This is a genomic window from Streptomyces sp. NPDC058470, assembly GCF_042721055.1.
Taxonomy (GTDB): Bacteria; Actinomycetota; Actinomycetes; order Streptomycetales; family Streptomycetaceae; genus Streptomyces.
The window spans coordinates 157,703-173,820 of record NZ_JBHXMF010000003.1 but is presented as its reverse complement, the minus strand read 5'-3'; the positions used below and the strand labels follow the sequence as shown (position 1 = coordinate 173,820).

General features: G+C 70.5%; 12 protein-coding genes. 5 read left to right on the top strand and 7 right to left on the bottom strand.

The features are described from left to right. Window positions 1-193 precede the first annotated feature (193 nt). The 3 genes from ACFWP7_RS03360 to ACFWP7_RS03350 are packed head-to-tail and all read right to left on the bottom strand — an operon-like array spanning window position 194 to window position 5,036. On the bottom strand, window positions 194-1,747 hold the full coding sequence (locus ACFWP7_RS03360; RefSeq protein ID WP_384375223.1) for a long-chain fatty acid--CoA ligase: 1,554 nt from the start codon (window positions 1,745-1,747) through the stop codon (window positions 194-196). Between the two features lie 23 nt (window positions 1,748-1,770). After that, complete coding sequence (locus ACFWP7_RS03355; RefSeq protein WP_384375220.1) at window positions 1,771-3,483, bottom strand: aldehyde dehydrogenase family protein; 1,713 nt, start codon at window positions 3,481-3,483, stop codon at window positions 1,771-1,773. Further along, a complete protein-coding gene (locus ACFWP7_RS03350; protein WP_384375218.1) occupies window positions 3,480-5,036 on the bottom strand; it encodes a GMC family oxidoreductase in 1,557 nt (518 codons plus the stop codon). The genes ACFWP7_RS03355 and ACFWP7_RS03350 overlap by 4 nt, the downstream gene beginning before the upstream one ends. A gap of 170 nt (window positions 5,037-5,206) precedes the next feature. Here ACFWP7_RS03350 and ACFWP7_RS03345 point away from each other — a divergent pair, with 170 nt between their 5' ends. The 3 genes from ACFWP7_RS03345 to ACFWP7_RS03335 all read left to right on the top strand — a co-directional run bounded on the left by ACFWP7_RS03345 (window position 5,207) and on the right by ACFWP7_RS03335 (window position 8,967). Then, window positions 5,207-6,400 carry a PucR family transcriptional regulator gene (locus ACFWP7_RS03345; protein WP_384375215.1) on the top strand — a complete coding sequence of 398 codons (1,194 nt, stop codon included), beginning with the start codon at window positions 5,207-5,209 and terminating at the stop codon, window positions 6,398-6,400. 302 nt (window positions 6,401-6,702) lie between these two features. Further along, complete coding sequence (locus ACFWP7_RS03340; RefSeq protein WP_384375212.1) at window positions 6,703-6,852, top strand: hypothetical protein; 150 nt, start codon at window positions 6,703-6,705, stop codon at window positions 6,850-6,852. 126 nt (window positions 6,853-6,978) lie between these two features. Then, window positions 6,979-8,967: a hypothetical protein gene (locus ACFWP7_RS03335; RefSeq protein ID WP_384375209.1), complete on the top strand. Its 1,989-nt coding sequence runs from the start codon at window positions 6,979-6,981 to the stop codon at window positions 8,965-8,967. 172 nt (window positions 8,968-9,139) lie between these two features. On the opposite strand, the gene ACFWP7_RS03330 is transcribed toward ACFWP7_RS03335, so the two are convergent. Then, window positions 9,140-9,832: a response regulator gene (locus tag ACFWP7_RS03330; protein WP_384375206.1), complete on the bottom strand. Its 693-nt coding sequence runs from the start codon at window positions 9,830-9,832 to the stop codon at window positions 9,140-9,142. Further along, window positions 9,829-10,602, bottom strand: a complete 774-nt coding sequence (locus ACFWP7_RS03325) for a sensor histidine kinase (protein ID WP_384375203.1) — start codon at window positions 10,600-10,602, stop codon at window positions 9,829-9,831. Before ACFWP7_RS03325 ends, ACFWP7_RS03330 begins: the two co-directional genes overlap by 4 nt. A gap of 251 nt (window positions 10,603-10,853) precedes the next feature. On the opposite strand from ACFWP7_RS03325, the gene ACFWP7_RS03320 reads away from it, so the two are divergent. Next, a complete protein-coding gene (locus ACFWP7_RS03320) occupies window positions 10,854-11,570 on the top strand; it encodes an ABC transporter ATP-binding protein (protein WP_384375200.1) in 717 nt (238 codons plus the stop codon). Then, window positions 11,567-13,879 (top strand): FtsX-like permease family protein, encoded by a 2,313-nt coding sequence (locus tag ACFWP7_RS03315; RefSeq protein ID WP_384375197.1) that lies wholly within the window; start codon window positions 11,567-11,569, stop codon window positions 13,877-13,879. The genes ACFWP7_RS03320 and ACFWP7_RS03315 overlap by 4 nt, the downstream gene beginning before the upstream one ends. Window positions 13,880-13,904: 25 nt before the next feature. On the opposite strand, the gene ACFWP7_RS03310 is transcribed toward ACFWP7_RS03315, so the two are convergent. Together ACFWP7_RS03310 and ACFWP7_RS03305 are read right to left on the bottom strand one after the other, a co-directional pair. Further along, window positions 13,905-15,329 (bottom strand): ATP-binding protein, encoded by a 1,425-nt coding sequence (locus ACFWP7_RS03310; protein ID WP_384375194.1) that lies wholly within the window; start codon window positions 15,327-15,329, stop codon window positions 13,905-13,907. Then, complete coding sequence (locus ACFWP7_RS03305; protein WP_384375191.1) at window positions 15,326-16,024, bottom strand: response regulator transcription factor; 699 nt, start codon at window positions 16,022-16,024, stop codon at window positions 15,326-15,328. The genes ACFWP7_RS03310 and ACFWP7_RS03305 overlap by 4 nt, the downstream gene beginning before the upstream one ends. Window positions 16,025-16,118 lie beyond the last annotated feature (94 nt).

Sequence of the window (16,118 nt, the reverse complement as noted above, 5' to 3'; positions counted from 1 at the left end):
GCGACCGCCAAGCAGTCGCAGAGAATGCATCAGCTGCAGCCGGTGAGCGTCCGGTCGACGGGCAGCATGGGACCGGGCCGACCGATGAACATCTCTCCGCAGTCGAGGTGTTGGTGCTCAGTTCGCACGTACGGATACGCGCGGGCGGAGCCCATGGCCGCATCCCTGCAGCGGGCGCCGCGCGGTCGCGGGATCAAGGCCCGGCAAGCTCACGTTTGAGGATCTTCCCCGTGGCAGTCATCGGGAGGCGATCGCGGAACTCGACGAGACGGGGGTATTTGTAACCGGCCATGTTCCGCCTGCACCATGCCACGAGCTCGTCCTCGGTCGTCGTCGCTTCCGGCTTGCGGATGACGTACGCCTTCACTTCCTCGCCGTGACGGTCATCCGGGACGCCCACGACGGCGGCAAGGCTGATGTCGGGGTGGGTGAGCAGTACTTCTTCGACTTCTCGGGGGTAGACGTTGAAGCCGCCCCGGATGATCAGGTCCTTGATGCGGTCGACGACGTAGAGGTAGCCGTCGGCGTCGCGCGTGCCGATGTCGCCCGTGTGGAACCAGCCGTCCTCGTCGATCGCTTCCGCAGTCGCGTCCGGCAGGCCGAGGTAGCCCTTCATCACATTGTGTCCGCGCAGGCAGATCTCGCCGGGCTCGTCCGTGTCGCATTCCGTACCGTCGCCCCGGGCGATCTTCACCTCGACGCCCCACACAGGGAGCCCGATGGAGCCCGGTCGGCGCAGCCGGTCCAACCGGTTGAAGGTGGCGATCGGGCTGGTCTCGGAAAGTCCGTATCCTTCAAGGATCGGCACGTTGAAGCGCTCCTCGAAGCCCTTCAGTACTTCGGCCGGCAGGGCCGAGCCCCCGCACACGCTGATCCGCAGGTTGCGGGCGATCCCCGCCAGGTCGTGACGGTCCGCGGCCTCGTAGGTGAGCAGCGACCAGTACATGGTCGGTACCCCGGCGAAGAACGTGACGCGCTCCCGTTCCATCGCCTCCAGGACGGCTCCCGCGTGGAAGCGCGGGAGCAGGACGATGGTCGCCCCACTCGCGAAGGCCGCGTTGAGTTGTACCGTCTGGCCGAAGGAATGGAACAACGGGAGCGTCAGCAGGTGGACATCGCTGCTGTCCATGCCGAACTGACGGTTCGCCAGCAGCGCGTTCTGCACCATGTTGCTGTGCGTCAGCTCAGCGCCCTTGGGGCGGCCCGTGGTTCCGCTGGTGTAGAGCACGACCGCGGTGTCGGCCTCGCTGGTCGGGACGGTCTCGAAGACGGTCGGCCGACCGTGTGTGAACTCCGCGAGCGTCGTCACTTCTTTGAGCGGTGCGCCGGCTGCGGGGTCCGCCGTGATGACGACGAAATGCTCGCAGCCGGGTACGGACTCGAAGGCCGCCAGGCCCGCCTTTGCTATCGGAAGCTCGTCCGTGCCCTCGAAGCAGAAGTAGGCCTTGGCGGCCGAATCCTCCAGGTGGTAGGCGATTTCGCGGTCGGTGAGCAGGATGTTCAGAGGTACGACGACGGCTCCGGCCTTGAGGATGCCGAAGTAGATGACCGGGAAGCGGGGCAGATTGGGGCAGCTCAGAGCCAGCCGGTCACCGGGCACGATGCCGTGTGCAGAGAGGGCCGCCGCTATCTGGTTGGCCTCGGCGTCGACCTGTGCGTACGACATACGGGTGTCACCCAGGACCAGCGCATCGCGATCCGGGAACTCCCGGGCAGTGTGTTCGAGTACGACGGCCAGGTTGAGCATGGCATTTCTCCCGTGACTCGGCGTCAGCCCCGCAGTGCGGAGGCGAAAATAGCCGGCAGAGCCGACCAGCGCGGCGCGGCGGCGAAGTCGGTGAGCAGGCGTCCCGTGGTCGCGCTGGTCCGGTTGGTGACGAACCACGGGGGCTTCGGGGACAGGGAGAGCTCCCCGTGCAGGAGGGAGCGGGGCGCTGGGCGGAACGGGCCGCGTACGACGGTGCGTTCGGGGCCGTCGAGCAGGATCGCGTTGTGCACGACCCCGATCCCGCTCTGGACGTCGTCGAGGGTGTGCCCGGGAAAGGCGCCCCAGCTGGCGGTCGCGGTCAGATAGCCGACGGCGGTCCACGCGTTCACCGCGACGGTGCCGTAACGCAGTTCGGCGATCGCGTCATCCATCGCGGCACCGAGGCCGGCGATGGTGTGCGGGTGCGCGATGACGTTCACGCCCAGGGTGCCTGCGAAGTCCTCGTTGGCGGTGCGGACCGCGGTGCTGAGGAACGCGCTTGCGTCTCCGGGGAGTTCGAGCACGCCGAGCACCGGTGCGAAGTATTCTGTGGTCAGTACCGGTCCGGGCTCTTGTGCGTCGATGCCCGCGATGAGCACACGCTCGTCGAGGACCTCGGCGCCCGGGTAGGACTCCAGGGCCCGCATCAGCCGGTCGTCGCTTCCCGGGTAGTAGGCGGGGCGCCTCGGGGCCTTGGACAAGGTCTCGCGCAGGTACGCAAGGAAGCGGCCCTTCTGGGCCCAGTCGGCGCTGATGACCACGACCTGGCCCGCCACGCAGTTGTAGCCGCCGTTGTGGAGCCGCTGGGTGACCACGTGCTCGGCCTGGAAGCGCAGGTCGGCATCGGACCAGGCGCCGGGCACCACGATGATCGGCGACACACCTCCCAGTTCACTCGTGACGGGTGTCGCCAGCAGTGGCGTCCCGTCCTTCTTGCGGGCCGCGCCCTCTGCACCGGTGCCGAAGACGATCGCGTCGTGCGTCGTTGCGCTGCCGGTCATGTGCACATGCCTGACCGCGGGATGGTGGACGAGCCGGGTCCCGATGTCGGCGCCGCCCGTCAGGACGCGCACCGCTCCCACGTCGATGAGCGGGGCCAGTACCGCGCAGAACACGTCGAGAAGTCCATCGGTGACCGGGTTGAGCTTGAGGGCGACCACGCGGTTGTTGGCGTACAGCTCGTACAGCACGTCCAGCACCGGGATCGACGTGATGTTCCCGGCACCGAGCACCACGCCGACCCCCGCCGTCCCGGCCGGCCGCCGGAGGGCGAGGCCGGCATGCTCGCGCACCTCCTCGGCGGTGACACCCGGCGGCATCCACACCTCCGCGCTGAAGCCGCTCAGCAGCAAGCGGTCGTAGACGCCGTGCGGCAGCACCCGCACCGCGACGCGTCCCCCCGGCGCCTTCCCCAGGGAGAAGTCGTCCACCGGGCTCCGCCCCTCCTCAAGGGCGCGCGCACTCGCGGCAAGCGCGGCCGTGGCGGTCAGCACGGGGTAGGGACCGGAAATCCACTCCTCACCGAGCAGCGGGCTCCCGTCGGGCAGGTCCTTGTACGCCGCCGCCGCGCGCACCCACGCCTCGGCCTGCCTTGTGGTGGCGGCATGCACCTGTTCCAGCAGCTGCCTGCGCCGGGCCAGGTCGCATGCCGCCCAGGCAGCCTCGCCCCGGGCGAGCTCGGCCACGGCACGGTCGACCGCTGCCACCTGCTCCGCGGGCGGCGCCGGTGTGGTCATCGCGCAGTCTCCTTGATGAGATCGGCGGCCTTCTCCGCGGCCATGACAGTGGGGGCGTTGGTGTTGCCCCGCGGGACCGAGGGAAACACCGACGCGTCGACGACTCGTAGCGCCTCCACCCCCAGTACACGCAGCTCGGGATCGACCACGGAGCCGATGGCACACGTCGAGGTCGGGTGGAACAGCGTCATCCCGGACTTCTGCGCCCAGGCCAGCACGTCCGGCACTGAGTCGGAGTCGGGGACGTCGTACTGCCCGATGATCGCGTCGGCCAGCGGAGCCAGCGCCGCGATGTCCAGGGCGATCCGGACTCCGTTCACGATGCAGTCGCGGTCCTCGTCCGTGGTCAGGTAGTTGTGCACGATCCGCGGCGCGGCATCCGGACGCGACGAGCGCAGCGTCACGTGCCCGCGGCTGGTCGGAGCGAGCACGCAGGGACCGAGCGCGAACCCGTGCTCGGCGACAGGGCCCAGGCCCTCCTGATGGAACAGCACCGGGGCCATGTGGAGCTGACCGTCCGGGGCCTGGATGCCGTCGCGGCTACGGAAGAATCCGCCTGCCTCGCCGATGTTGGAGGTCAGCGGACCGCGTCCCTCGCTCTGGAGCAGGGCAACGTTCTCCGGGCTCGCGGCGGTCAGGAGCGACTCGACGTGGGTACGGAAATTGAGCAGCGCCATGTAGTGGTCCTGCAGCCCCTGGCCGACGGGAAGGTCGGTCACCACCTGGATGCCGAAGGGCGATAGTGCGGCGGCTCGTCCGACACCGGACAGCATCAGCAGCTTCGGGGATTCGTAGACGCCCGCGGAGACGATCACCTCCTGCTCCGCACTCACCACCTCGACAGCACCGCCACGGCTGATTTCGACCCCGGTGGCCCGCCCGTGCTCGATCAGCACCCGGTGGGCCCGGGCCGATGACAGCACCGTGAGGTTCGGCCGTTGCAGCGCGGGGTGGAGGTAGGCGACGGCCGTGCTGCAGCGCATGCCGTCGCGCTGGGTGAGTTGGTAGGGCCCGACCCCGAACTGCGACTCGGCGTTGAAGTCGTCGTTGCGCTTGTGGCCGGCCCGTACGGCGGATTCGACGAAGGCGGCGGCCAAGGGGTGGTTGGACCGGCTGTCGCTCACCCGCAAAGGTCCTCCCGTCCCGTGGAAGGCGTCCTCACCGCGCTCGTTGTCCTCGGCTCGCCGGAAGTACGGCAGCACGTCCGCATAGGACCAGCCCGTGGCTCCGGCCGCGGCCCAGCCGTCGTAGTCGGCCGGGTTGCCGCGCATGTAGATCATCGCGTTCATCGAGCTGGAGCCGCCGAACATCTTGCCGCGGGGCAGGTAGGCACGGCGTCCTCCGAGCCCCGGCTCCGGTTCGGTATCGAGGTCCCAGTCGAGATCACTCTTGAACAGCTGGCTGACGGCGGCGGGGATGTGGATCTCCTGGGCGGTGTCCGGTCCGCCCGCCTCGATCAACGCCACGCGGATGTCCGGGTTCTCGGAGAGCCTTGCCGCCAGCACGCATCCCGCGGATCCAGCCCCGACGATGACGTAGTCGTAGGTGTTCATCCGATCTCCTTTGATCCGCCACAGTTGTGCGACGCCGCGTTCGGAACCGCGGTGAAACACGCTGACCGCGATTTCATCGCTCCATCGCGGATCCGGCCATAGGCAGCAACCCGGGAAATGAGCCGCCCGCTTGTGCCCGTGCACACTCCGCAGCGGTCTAGAATCCGTGCGTGACAACAGAGTTGAGAACCGACGAGCGCATTGCCATGCTGGTCGGCCGACTGCTGGGTGAGGTGGATTCGCTCACCGAAGAGCTGACCACCGAGATCATGAGCGGCGAGCACTCCTACGCCGAGAGCACGCTGCTCGGCCACGACCGGCTGCGCACCGCGGTGCGCGACAACCTGATGACGCTGCTCACGGCATTGCAGGGCCGACCGACCACGCTCGACGCCCCGCGCGCGGCGGGGCGGCTGAAGGCCGAACAGGGCATCCCACTCGCCGCACTGTTACGTGCCTACCGGATGGCGGGGCGCTTCGTCTGGGACCGACTTCATGCACTGAGCGCGGACGGGGAGAATGCCGCCCAGCTCCTGCTCATGGCATCCGACATCTGGGTGGCGATCGACGAGTACTCCAGCGCAGCCGCCGAGGCCTACAGGACCACCGTCGAGGTGCGGGCCCGTCGCGACACCACGGCACGGAGCGTCATGCTCGCGACCTTGCTCGACGGCAGGGCCGGTACGAGCGTCGACGCATGGGAGATCGCCAGAGTCTTGAAGCTGGACCGTCAGGGGCTGTTCCTGGTGGTGAGTGCCGAGACGCAGGACGGCATGGAACCACTGCCAAGCGTGGAGGCCCGGCTTCGGGTGATCGGCATCGAATCCGAGTGGGTCCCCCAGATCGGCGTACTGGTGGGTCTGCTGGCACTCCCCAACGAACAGACGATCACGACAGCTGTAGACCAACTGACAGACGTCGCACTGTCCCGTGTAGGCGTCAGTCGCCCCTTCGCCTCCCCCGTCAACGCCTCCGCGGCGTGGCGAGAGGCTCAGCTGGCGGTGCAATGCCTTCCGCTCGGCACGAACGGCACACATATCTACGGCAGTTCACCCATCGCACTCCTCACGGTAGCCTCTCCGGACACCGCTGCGGAAGTGGCCCAGGCCGTGCTCGGGCCCCTGCGCGCACTGCCGGAGGCGGAGCGGATCAGGCTGCTGGAGACCCTGCACACCTGGTTCGTCAGCGGCGGTTCCACGACGCGGGCGGCGGAGCGTCTGCACTGCCACCGCAACACTGTCCTGTACCGCCTCAACCGGATCGCCGAACTGACCGGCCGGCGCACCACGGAGGCCGAGGCGTCCGCGGAGCTCTACATCGCCCTGCAGGCCGTACGACTGGGCTCCGGAGCCACGACCACCTGACAGCGACGTCGGTCGTGGGGACAGTCGCCACCGGCGATGAAGACTTGTCAGCCCGTCCAGAACGGCATCGACACGTTCCTCGGGCACACGGCTCAGACGTGCCGCGCGGCGGTGTTGCGACACTGGACGAACGGCTCCGGGACAAGGCGTTGCCTCCAGGCATCCACCCGCCGACGGACGGCGGTAAAGCGGTAAAGGGACGGCCGCGGAACCCGGTCTCGGCCACGACCCGGTCGCCCACGCTCACCACGCCGACCTGGGCGATACCCGGGGACGTCAGTCGCCGAATCTCCTCATCGAGAGTGCCGCCCCTGCTGACCTCCAGCGGCCGGCGCTGGAAGTGGGCCATGCCGTACCGGCAGTTGTGCCCATCCGCGGTCCGGTGGGACGAGGAGGAGTGGGCGACCGGTCTCGCGGACGCCCGAGCGAAGCCGGGCCCGGTGGGCGCCTGAGGAAACCTTGATCGTCTCTAGACCATCCCTAGAGCGAGGTGTTCCACCAGGTCAGGTACCGTCACCTCGGACTTTCCCCCCACGTCGAGTTCCCTCAGCAAGACCCCACCACACACAGGAGCCGTCGTGGTATCCAGCACGTCTCGCATACGCCGACCGAGATCCGCCACCCTGGCGCTCACCGCTGCGGTGACCGCCGTCACCGCTCTGGTCCCCGCGATCCCCGCGGCCGCCGCCGGATACACGACGGCGGCCGGTCCCTGGAGCGCCGCCACCGCGCTGACCGGCGCCGACGGGCAGCAGACCCTGATCGACGTCGAGACCGACGTCGACGGCACCACGTTCGCCCTGTGGCGTGACCTGACGGCCGACGGCGTCAACTGGAACTTCGACGTCGCCGTCAAGGCTGCCGGAAGCAACACGTGGGGCACCGCCCACACTCTGGCCACCGGCCGCGAGAGCACCTCCCCGGCGGTCCTGACCGTGACGCCCACCGGGCAGGCCGTCGTGACCTGGGTGGACGGCAGGGGCGTGGACGGCGACCTGGCCGCCGTCGCCGCCACCTGGACCCCGGCGGAGGGCGGTTGGTCGGATCCGGTACCGATCGCCTCGTACCCGGGCGGCACCTACCTCGGCCTGCCCCGGCTCGCCTCGGCGGCCGACGGCACCCTCACCGCCGTATGGCAGCAGGGCGAGTTCAACGACTACAAGGTCATGACGGCCACCCGCGCCCCGGGCGCCACCACCTGGTCGGCGGCCCAGCCGCTCGCCTCGGTCACCACCGGTTCCGTCTACGACCTCGCGCTCGCCGTCACCCCCGACGGCTCCGCCACCGCGGTGTGGGACGTCTACGACCAGACCGCCGTCGGCATCCGGCACACCGTCCTCACCGCCACCCGTGCCACGGCCGACGGGAGTTGGAGCGAGGCGGCCGTGCTGCCCGGTGTGACCTACACGGACGGTGTCGTCCAGGTGACGTCGGACGCCAAGGGCGCCACCACGGTGCTGTGGCACGGCGCGAACGCCTCCGGGTCCGGCTACGACCTGAACTCCGTGACCCGGACGTCCCCCTCCGCGAGCTGGGGCGATGTACAGACCGCGGTCGCGTCGACCTTCTCCTACGCCGACGGCAGCGACCCGCTGACCGCGCCCAACGGCGACCTCACCTACGTGTGGGTGGGCTGGAGCAGCGCCGACGGTGAGTCGGCCGTACGGTCGGTCACCCGCTCCGCGAGCACCGGCACCTGGTCCACGCCGAAGACGCTGTCGACCGGTTACGTCACCTGGGACGTGGACGCCTCCATCGGCGCCGACGGCACCGTCCAGGTCGTCTGGCCGCAGATACCGAGCGCCGACAACGGCAACGACCACTACCTCGAGTGGGCGGTCCGCGCCGACGGCACCTGGAGTAAGGCGACCGCCCTCAACAGCGCGCCCGTCCCCGACGTCTCCAGCACGGAGGCGCTGTACGGCGAGGTCGCCGCCGGGCCCGACGGCCGGGCCACCGTCCTGTCGCGCAGAGCCGTGGGCAGCGGCGACTACACGACCCAGGTCTCGGCCCAGTGGCAGACCCTGCTGACCAAGCCGGCGATCACCTCGAAGGCCAAGCTGAGCGGAACCGTCCGTACGGGCTCCAAGGTGACCTGCGACGCCGCCTGGACGGGTACCGACGCCAAGGCCGCCTGGTCCTGGCTGCGTGACGGCACGGTCATCTCCGGTGCCACCGGCAAGACCCGCACCCTGACCGCCTCCGACTACAAGCACAAGCTGTCCTGCCGGGCCACCGTCACCAACAGCGCCGGGTCGACGCCCTCCACCTCCGCCGCCGTCACGGTCGCGGTCGGCTCCGCCCTGAAGGCCACCAAGGCGCCCGCGCTCACCGGCACGGCCAGGACCGGCCACAGGCTCACCGCCACCCACGGCACCTGGTCGCCGACGGCCACCTCGTACACGTACGTCTGGAAGCGCGACGGCAAGACCGTCAGCGGAGCCACCAAGTCGACGTATGTGCTGGTGAAGGCCGACAAGGGCCACAAGATCACCGCGAAGGTGACGGCCAGGCTGTCCGGCTGGACGAACGGTTCGGCGACGACGGCCGCGGTCACCGTGCGCTGAGGACCGCAGGACGGGGAGGCAGCCGGGCGATGCACCGCGCGCCTCCCCGTTCCGCTGTCGACGGACGGCCCGAGTACGTCCAGTACGAGGGTCCACGCCCGGCACACCGAGAGCACGCACCTGACGCCGCGAGGCCGCCCTCCGGGCGGCGACGGGAGGGTGACGACAGGACCTAGGGACTCGCGCCGCGGTCCCCCGCTTTGACGAGCCCCGTCTCGTACGCGAGGACCACCGCCTGGGAGCGGTCGCGGAGGGTCAGTTTGGCGAAGATCCGGGCCACGTGGGACTTCACCGTGGCCTCGCTCAGGGTCAGTTCGCCGGCCAGTTCCGTGTTGGACAGGCCTCGGCCCAGCAGGGTGAGAACCTCCAGCTCGCGGGGTGTCAGGGACGCGAGGTCGGCGTGCGGTGCGAGTGGGCGGCCGGTGTCCGAGGCGAAGCGCTCCACCAGGCGTCGGGTGATCGACGGGGCCAGCAGGGCGTCGCCGGTGTCGACGAGGCGTACGGCCGCCGCGAGGTGTTCGGGGGTGACGTCCTTCAGGAGGAAACCGCTGGCTCCGAGCGACAGCGCCGCGTACACATAGCGGTCCAGGTCGAAGGTCGTCAGCATGAGGACCCGGCAGTCCGGAGCCTGCGCCAGGATGCGGCGAGTGGCCTCCAGGCCGTCCATGTTCGGCATGCGGATGTCCATCAGCACGACGTCGGGACGGAGTTCGCGGGCCGCCGCCACCGCCTCCGCGCCGTCGGCCGCCTCGCCGACGACCTCGATGCCGCGGGCGGTGAGGATCAGCCGGAAGCCGGTCCTGATGAGCGTCTGGTCGTCGACGACGAGCACACGGGGAGCACGCTCGCCCACGCCCGCGTTCACGGCCGGTCCAGCGGGATGCGCGCCCGGACCCGGAATCCGCCGCCGAGACGGCGCCGGGCGTCCAGGTCCCCGCCGTACACCGCGACCCTCTCGCGCAGGCCCAGCAGTCCGCGGCCCGCGCCCTCCCGGTGTCGTGGGACCGGCAGCGATGGCACCGGCGCACCGCCGGTCAGGATGCTCGGGCCGGTGTTCAGCACCTCCACGCGCAGCGCATGGTCCGCGTACCGCACGGTCACCTCGGCCCTGCCGCCGTCGCCGTGCCTGAGCGCGTTGGTCAGGGCCTCCTGGACGATCCGGTACGCGGTCACGTCGATCCCGGTCGGCAGCGGGCGCGGCTCGCCGGAGATCCGCACCTCGACGGGCAGCCCGGCGAACGATATCCGGTCGACGAGTTGGCCAAGGCGGCCGAGGCCCGGCTGGGGCGCCAGTCCCGCCGTACCGCCGTAGTACCTTCTCTCACCGCCCGCGCCCAAGTCCACGTCCTGGTCCCCCTCCTCGCCGCTCTGTGACGGGGCCAGCAAGCCCAGCAGATGTCGCAGGTCGGTCATCGCGCCGCGTCCCGCGTCCTCGACGGCCCGCAGTGCCTTCGCGGCTTCGTCGGGCATCGTGCCAAGCACCTCGCGGGCGGCCCCGGCCTGGACGACCATGAGGCTGACATTGTGGCTGACGATGTCGTGCAACTCCCGGGCGATGCGGTCGCGTTCGGCCGCGACCGCATCCTGGGCGGCGCTCTGCCGCTCCCGCTCAAGGAGCCAGCCGCGTTCCCCCACGGCCGACTGCCACCGGCGCCTGGTACGCGCCCACGCGACCCCCAGCCATCCGGCGGCCGTACATGCCACCCCGAGCGCCGCCACCAGCGCGTCCAGCTCCCACTTCCCCACGGGGCTCACCTTCGCAGATGACCGCGCGGTCCGCATCGGCCGGTGGACGCAAGGCCCTGCATCTCCAGGATGAGGAGCGGGTCGGTTTGCCACCCGGGGAGGGATGTCCTGGGCGCGGCGCCCGAATTAGCGTCCTGTGCATGGTCACCGAGGGCAGCAACAACAGCAGAGAAGAACCCGTCGTACAACTCGACGGCGTACGCAAGGAGTTCGGCGAGACGACGGCGCTGGACGGCGTGTCACTGGAGATCCGCGCCGGGGAGGCCGTCGCCGTGATGGGCCCCTCGGGCTGCGGCAAGTCCACCCTGCTCAACTTGATCGCCGGCCTTGACCGTCCGACGGGCGGCACGGTCGTGGTGCACGGCGAGAACGTGGGCGGACTGAGTGAGAAGGGACTCGCCCTGTACCGGCGGCGTCGCATCGGCATGATCTTCCAGTTCTTCAACCTGATCGACGACCTGTCGGCGCTGGACAACGTCGCCCTGGCCGCGCAGCTGACCGGCAGTCCCGCCCGGCAGGCCCGTCGCCGCGCGCTCGAGCTCTTCGACGAACTCGGCATCGCGGACCGCAGGAACGCCTATCCCGCGGTGCTCAGCGGCGGCGAACGCCAACGCGTCGCCGTGGCCCGGGCGTTGATGAACCGCCCCGCGCTGCTGCTGGCCGACGAGCCGACCGGCGCCCTGGACAGCCGGGCCGGCGAGCAGGTGATGGACCTGCTGCTCGACCTCAACCAGATCGGCCAGACGCTGATCCTGGTCACGCACGACGAGCAGCTCGCCCGGCGGTGCGCCAGTCGGCTTGTCGAGGTCGCCGACGGCCGGGTGACCGGCGAGCTCGCGTTGGAGCCGTCCGCATGAGGGCGGTGTGGCGGGCCGCCCGCGCGGCGGTGCGGCGGCGCAGGCTCCAGACGCTCGTCATCGCGCTGGTCACGCTGGCCTCGACCGGGGCGATGGTGATCGCACTCGGCCTGGTCGACGCGGCCTCCGCGCCGTTCGACAAGGCGTTCGCCGCGCAACGCGGCCCGCATGTCGTCGCCGCGTTCGATCCGGCCAAGGTCTCCGACGCGCGGCTGGCGCAGACTGCCCGGCGGCCCGGGGTCGAGGCCGCCGCGGGACCCTTCGCCCAGGTCACCATCGACCTGCCGATGGATCCCGCCCAGTACCCCGTGAACGGCGCGACCACGGTCGTGGGCCGCTCCGACCCGCAAGGCCCGGTGGACCGGCTGGACCTCTGGGCGGGCCGCTGGGCCACCGGGCCCGGCGAGATCGTCGTGAGCCGGTACCCGGGCTGGAGCCCGGACGACCTGGGCAGGAAGGTCCAGGTGCCCTCGGGCCCGGCCCTCACCATCGTCGGGTTCGCCTCCGACCTGAGCCGCACCGCCGACGCCTGGGTCGCCCCCGAACAGATGGCGGCACTGCACCCGACGACCACTCAGATGCTCTTCCGCTTCACGGACGCCTCGTCGCAGAGCCGGATCGACGCGAACCTGGTCTCCGTCACCGAAGGGCTGCCGCAGGACGCACTGACCTCTCCCCAGTCGTATCTCACCCTCAAGCAGGCGATCGGCAGTTCGGCGCGGGCGTACGCCCCCTACCTGATGGCCTTCGGCATCCTCGGGATCGTGGTGGCGGTGCTCATCGTCGCCAACGTGGTGGGCGGCGCAGTGGTTTCCGGCCTGCGGCACATCGGGATCCTCAAGGCCCTGGGGTTCACGCCGGGACAGGTCGTCGCCGTCTACCTCACGATGACCTCGGTCCCCGCGTTCGCCGGCTGCGTGCTCGGGACCGTTCTCGGCAACGCCCTGGCGCGTCCCTTCTTCGAGTTCGTGTTCACCGGGCCCGAGGCGGGGGTGTTCCACGGCAGTGTCGGCATCCCGATGTGGGTGAACGCTCTCGCCCTGCTCGGCATGCCCGGCGTCTGCGTCCTTGCCGCGCTCGCCCCCGCGGCGCGCGCGCACCGGCTGTCCGCGGCGCGGGCGATCAGCGCGGGCAGTGCCCCGCGTGCCGGGCGGGCGCTGGGCATCCAGCGCCGGCTGGCGGGCAGCAGGCTGCCGCGGTCGGTGAGCCTGGGCCTTGGGCTGCCGTTCGCCCGGCCGGGCCGGAGCGGCCTCACGCTCGCCGCGGTGGTCCTCGGGGTGACCACTGTGACGTTCGCGACCGGTCTGGCCACGACGATGACCAGGTTCGGGGAGGCGGGGCTCGACGCCTACCAGGTCACGGTCTACGCGAGCAGATACCAGCAGGGCACGGAGATCAAGCCGGTGCACAGCGATCTCGAACTCCAGTCGCTGCTGGGCTCGTTGCCCGGCGCGAGCGAGGTCACCGCTCGGGCGGACGCGGACGTGCACATCGCGGGCACCGCACAGAAGGTGACGTTCGAGGGCCGCCGCGGGGACCGGCCGCAGTTGGACAACGTGCTCACCGAGGGCCGGTGGATGCAGCGCACGGGCGAGGTCGTGGCCGGTTCGGCCTTCCTGCGGGTGCAGGGCCTGGAGGTGGGCGACCACCTCGAGCTGGAGAAGGGCGACCGCCAGGAGGAGGTGACCATCGTCGGCGAGTTCATGGAGAGCTCCGGGGACAAGATCGCCACCGGCTGGTCGACCATGACGGCCCTGGCCCCCCAGGAGAAGCCCATCGCCTACCACGTCAAGCTCGACGAGGGTACGGATCCGGTCGCCTACGCACGTGCGGCAGGCGCCGCCGACCCCGGGATCAGCCCGACGCCGAAGGGGCCGAACACCATCGTCCAGACCATCGTCGGCTCTGCCACGGTCCTCACCCTGATACTCGCCGTGGTCTCCTCGCTCGGCGTCTTCAACACGGTCGTCCTCAACACCCGCGACCGCCGCCGGGATCTGGGCATGCTCAAGTCCATCGGTATGACGCCACGGCAGGTCACCGCGATGATGGTGACCTCGATGGCCGTACTCGGCGCGATCGGCTCGCTGCTCGGCATCCCGCTGGGCATCGCGGGCCACCACCTGGTGGTACCGCTCATGGCGGACGCGGTGTCCATCTCCCTGCCCTCGTACATGACGGACGTCTGGCAGGCCCCGGCGCTGGCCGGCATGGCCCTGGCGGGCGTCGCGATCGCGGTCCTGGGGGCGTACGTCCCGGCCCGGGGTGCGGCGCGGCTGACGATCGCGGAGGTGCTGCACAGCGAGTGAGGCCACGGGCGCCGACGGCTTCCCCTCAGAGGGGAAGCCTGATGGTGAACACCGTCGCACCCGGGCGGCTGGTCAGTTCGACCGTGCCGCCGTGGGCCCGCACCAGGGACAGGGCGACCGCCAGGCCCAGTCCGCTGCCGCCCCGGTCGCGGGTGCGGGCCTTGTCGACGCGGTAGAAGCGGTCGAAGACCCGTTCCTGGTCGTCGGCGGGAATGCCCGGGCCCGAGTCGGCGACCCGCACCACCGCCGCGCCGAAGGAGACGGACACGTCCAGGGACACCTTCGTATCGACCGGGGTGTGCACCGCGGAGTTGGTGAGGAGGTTGTCGAGCACCTGCCGGATACGCAGGGGGTCGAGGCGCAGCCGGACCGGCTCGGGCCCGGTTGTCAGGGTCAGCTCGTGCTCGGGGTGGCCGGCGCGGAAGGCGTCGGCCGCCTCGCGTGCCAGCTCCGCCAGGTCGGCGTCCACCAGGCGGAGCGGTGCCTCGACCTCGCCGGCGTCCAGGCGGGCGAGCAGCAGCAGGTCGTCCAGGAGCAGGCCCATCCTGGCGGCCTCGGCGCGCAGGCGGGCCAGGTGCTTGTCGCGTTCCGCGGGCTCGTTGGCGGCCGCGTACTGGAAGAGGTCCGCGTAGCCGCGTACCGACATCAGGGGGGTGCGCAGCTCGTGCGAGGCGTCGGCGACGAAGCGGCGCAGGCGCTGTTCGGCCTCGGTGCGGACGGCGAGGGAGTCGTCGATGTGCTCCAGCATGGTGTTGAACGCGGTGCGCAGTTCCTCGACCTCGGGGCCCCCGTTGCCGCGGTCGGCGCGGACCGGCAGCCGGGCCGATTCGGTGAAGTCGTGCGAGGTGATGCCGCGGGCCGTGTGCGCCATGTCGCTGAGCGGTTTAAGGCCGCGGCGCAGCGCCGCCCGGCCGATCACGACGAGCGCGAGCAGCGCGAGCGCGAACGCGACGACCTGGACCGTCACCAGCCGTTGCATGGTGTTGTCGATGTCCTTCATGGGCGCCGCGGTGACCAGGACCACGCCGGGTTCGACCGCGCACGCGCGCAGCTGGTAGGTGCCCTCCCCCTTGATGTCGGCGATACGGACGAGTTCATCGGAATCCGAGGCGGACAGCGCCTCGGCGGTGGCGGCGAGTGCCGCGTCGTCCGCCGGCGCGTCGGCGGGCAGCCGGATCTCGGCCGTACCGCCCGAGATCTGGTATGAGGCCGTGTACCAGCCCCAGTACGGCTCCCCGTGCATGTGGTCGTTCGCCTTGACCTCCTCGGTCTGGGTGAGCTGGACGAGCCTCATCTGTTCGCTCAGCTGGCGTTCCAGGTAGTCCCGCATGGACATCGAGAGCGCCGTGCCGACGACGGCGAACGCCATGAGCGACAGCACGCCCAGGCCCAGGGCCAGCCGGGTCCCGAGGCGCATCCTGCGGTAGGCCTCCCGGAACCGGCGGATCACTCGGCGACCTGCCGCACCACGTACCCGACGCCCCGCACGGTGTGGAGCAGCGGTTCGCCCGCCTCGTCGAAGCCGTCGAGCTTGCGGCGCAGACGGCTGACGACCAGTTCGACGACATTGGAGCGGCCCCCGAAGCCGTACTCCCATACGTGGTCGAGGATCTGGGCCTTGGTGAGCACGGTGGGCGACTTGCGCATCAGATAGCGGAGCACCTCGTACTCGGTGGGGGTGAGCGTCACGAGCTTCTCGTCGCGCCGTACCTCGCGGGTGTCCTCGTCCATCGTCAGGTCGGCCACCCTGAGCACGGAACGCTGGAACCCGGGCCCGGCCGCGCGGCGCAGCACGGTCCGCAGCCGCGCCATGAGCTCCTCCACGGCGAACGGCTTGACGAGGTAGTCGTCGCCGCCCCGGGTCAGGCCCGCGACCCGGTCGGCGACGCCGTCCCGCGCGGTCAGGAACACCACGGGCACCATCGTGCCGGTCCGGCGCAGCCGGTCCAGGACGCCGAAGCCGTCGAGGCCGGGGAGCATCAGGTCGAGCACCACGATGTCCGGATGGAACTCGGCGGCGCGGCTCAGCGCCTCTTCGCCCGTGTTGGCGGTGACGGCCTCCCACCCCTCGTAGCGGGCGACCGTCGCGACCAGGTCGGCGATGGGAGGATCGTCGTCCACAACGAGAAGTCGTACTTTTTCCACGTGCCCATACTGCTTCACCTGCCTCCGGACGCCATACCCGTGGGCTCGCCGGACGCGTATCGGTAAGAACTTGAAAGTCACCCGACAGGAAAAC

What these genes read in the sequence shown, in the direction of transcription:
- ACFWP7_RS03350 (WP_384375218.1), bottom strand. Translation starts at nt 5,036, where the DNA reads ATGAACACCTACGACTACGTCATCGTCGGGGCTGGATCCGCGGGATGC.
- ACFWP7_RS03360 (WP_384375223.1), bottom strand. Translation starts at nt 1,747, where the DNA reads ATGCTCAACCTGGCCGTCGTACTCGAACACACTGCCCGGGAGTTCCCG.
- ACFWP7_RS03355 (WP_384375220.1), bottom strand. Translation starts at nt 3,483, where the DNA reads ATGACCACACCGGCGCCGCCCGCGGAGCAGGTGGCAGCGGTCGACCGT.
- ACFWP7_RS03320 (WP_384375200.1), top strand. Translation starts at nt 10,854, where the DNA reads ATGGTCACCGAGGGCAGCAACAACAGCAGAGAAGAACCCGTCGTACAA.
- ACFWP7_RS03315 (WP_384375197.1), top strand. Translation starts at nt 11,567, where the DNA reads ATGAGGGCGGTGTGGCGGGCCGCCCGCGCGGCGGTGCGGCGGCGCAGG.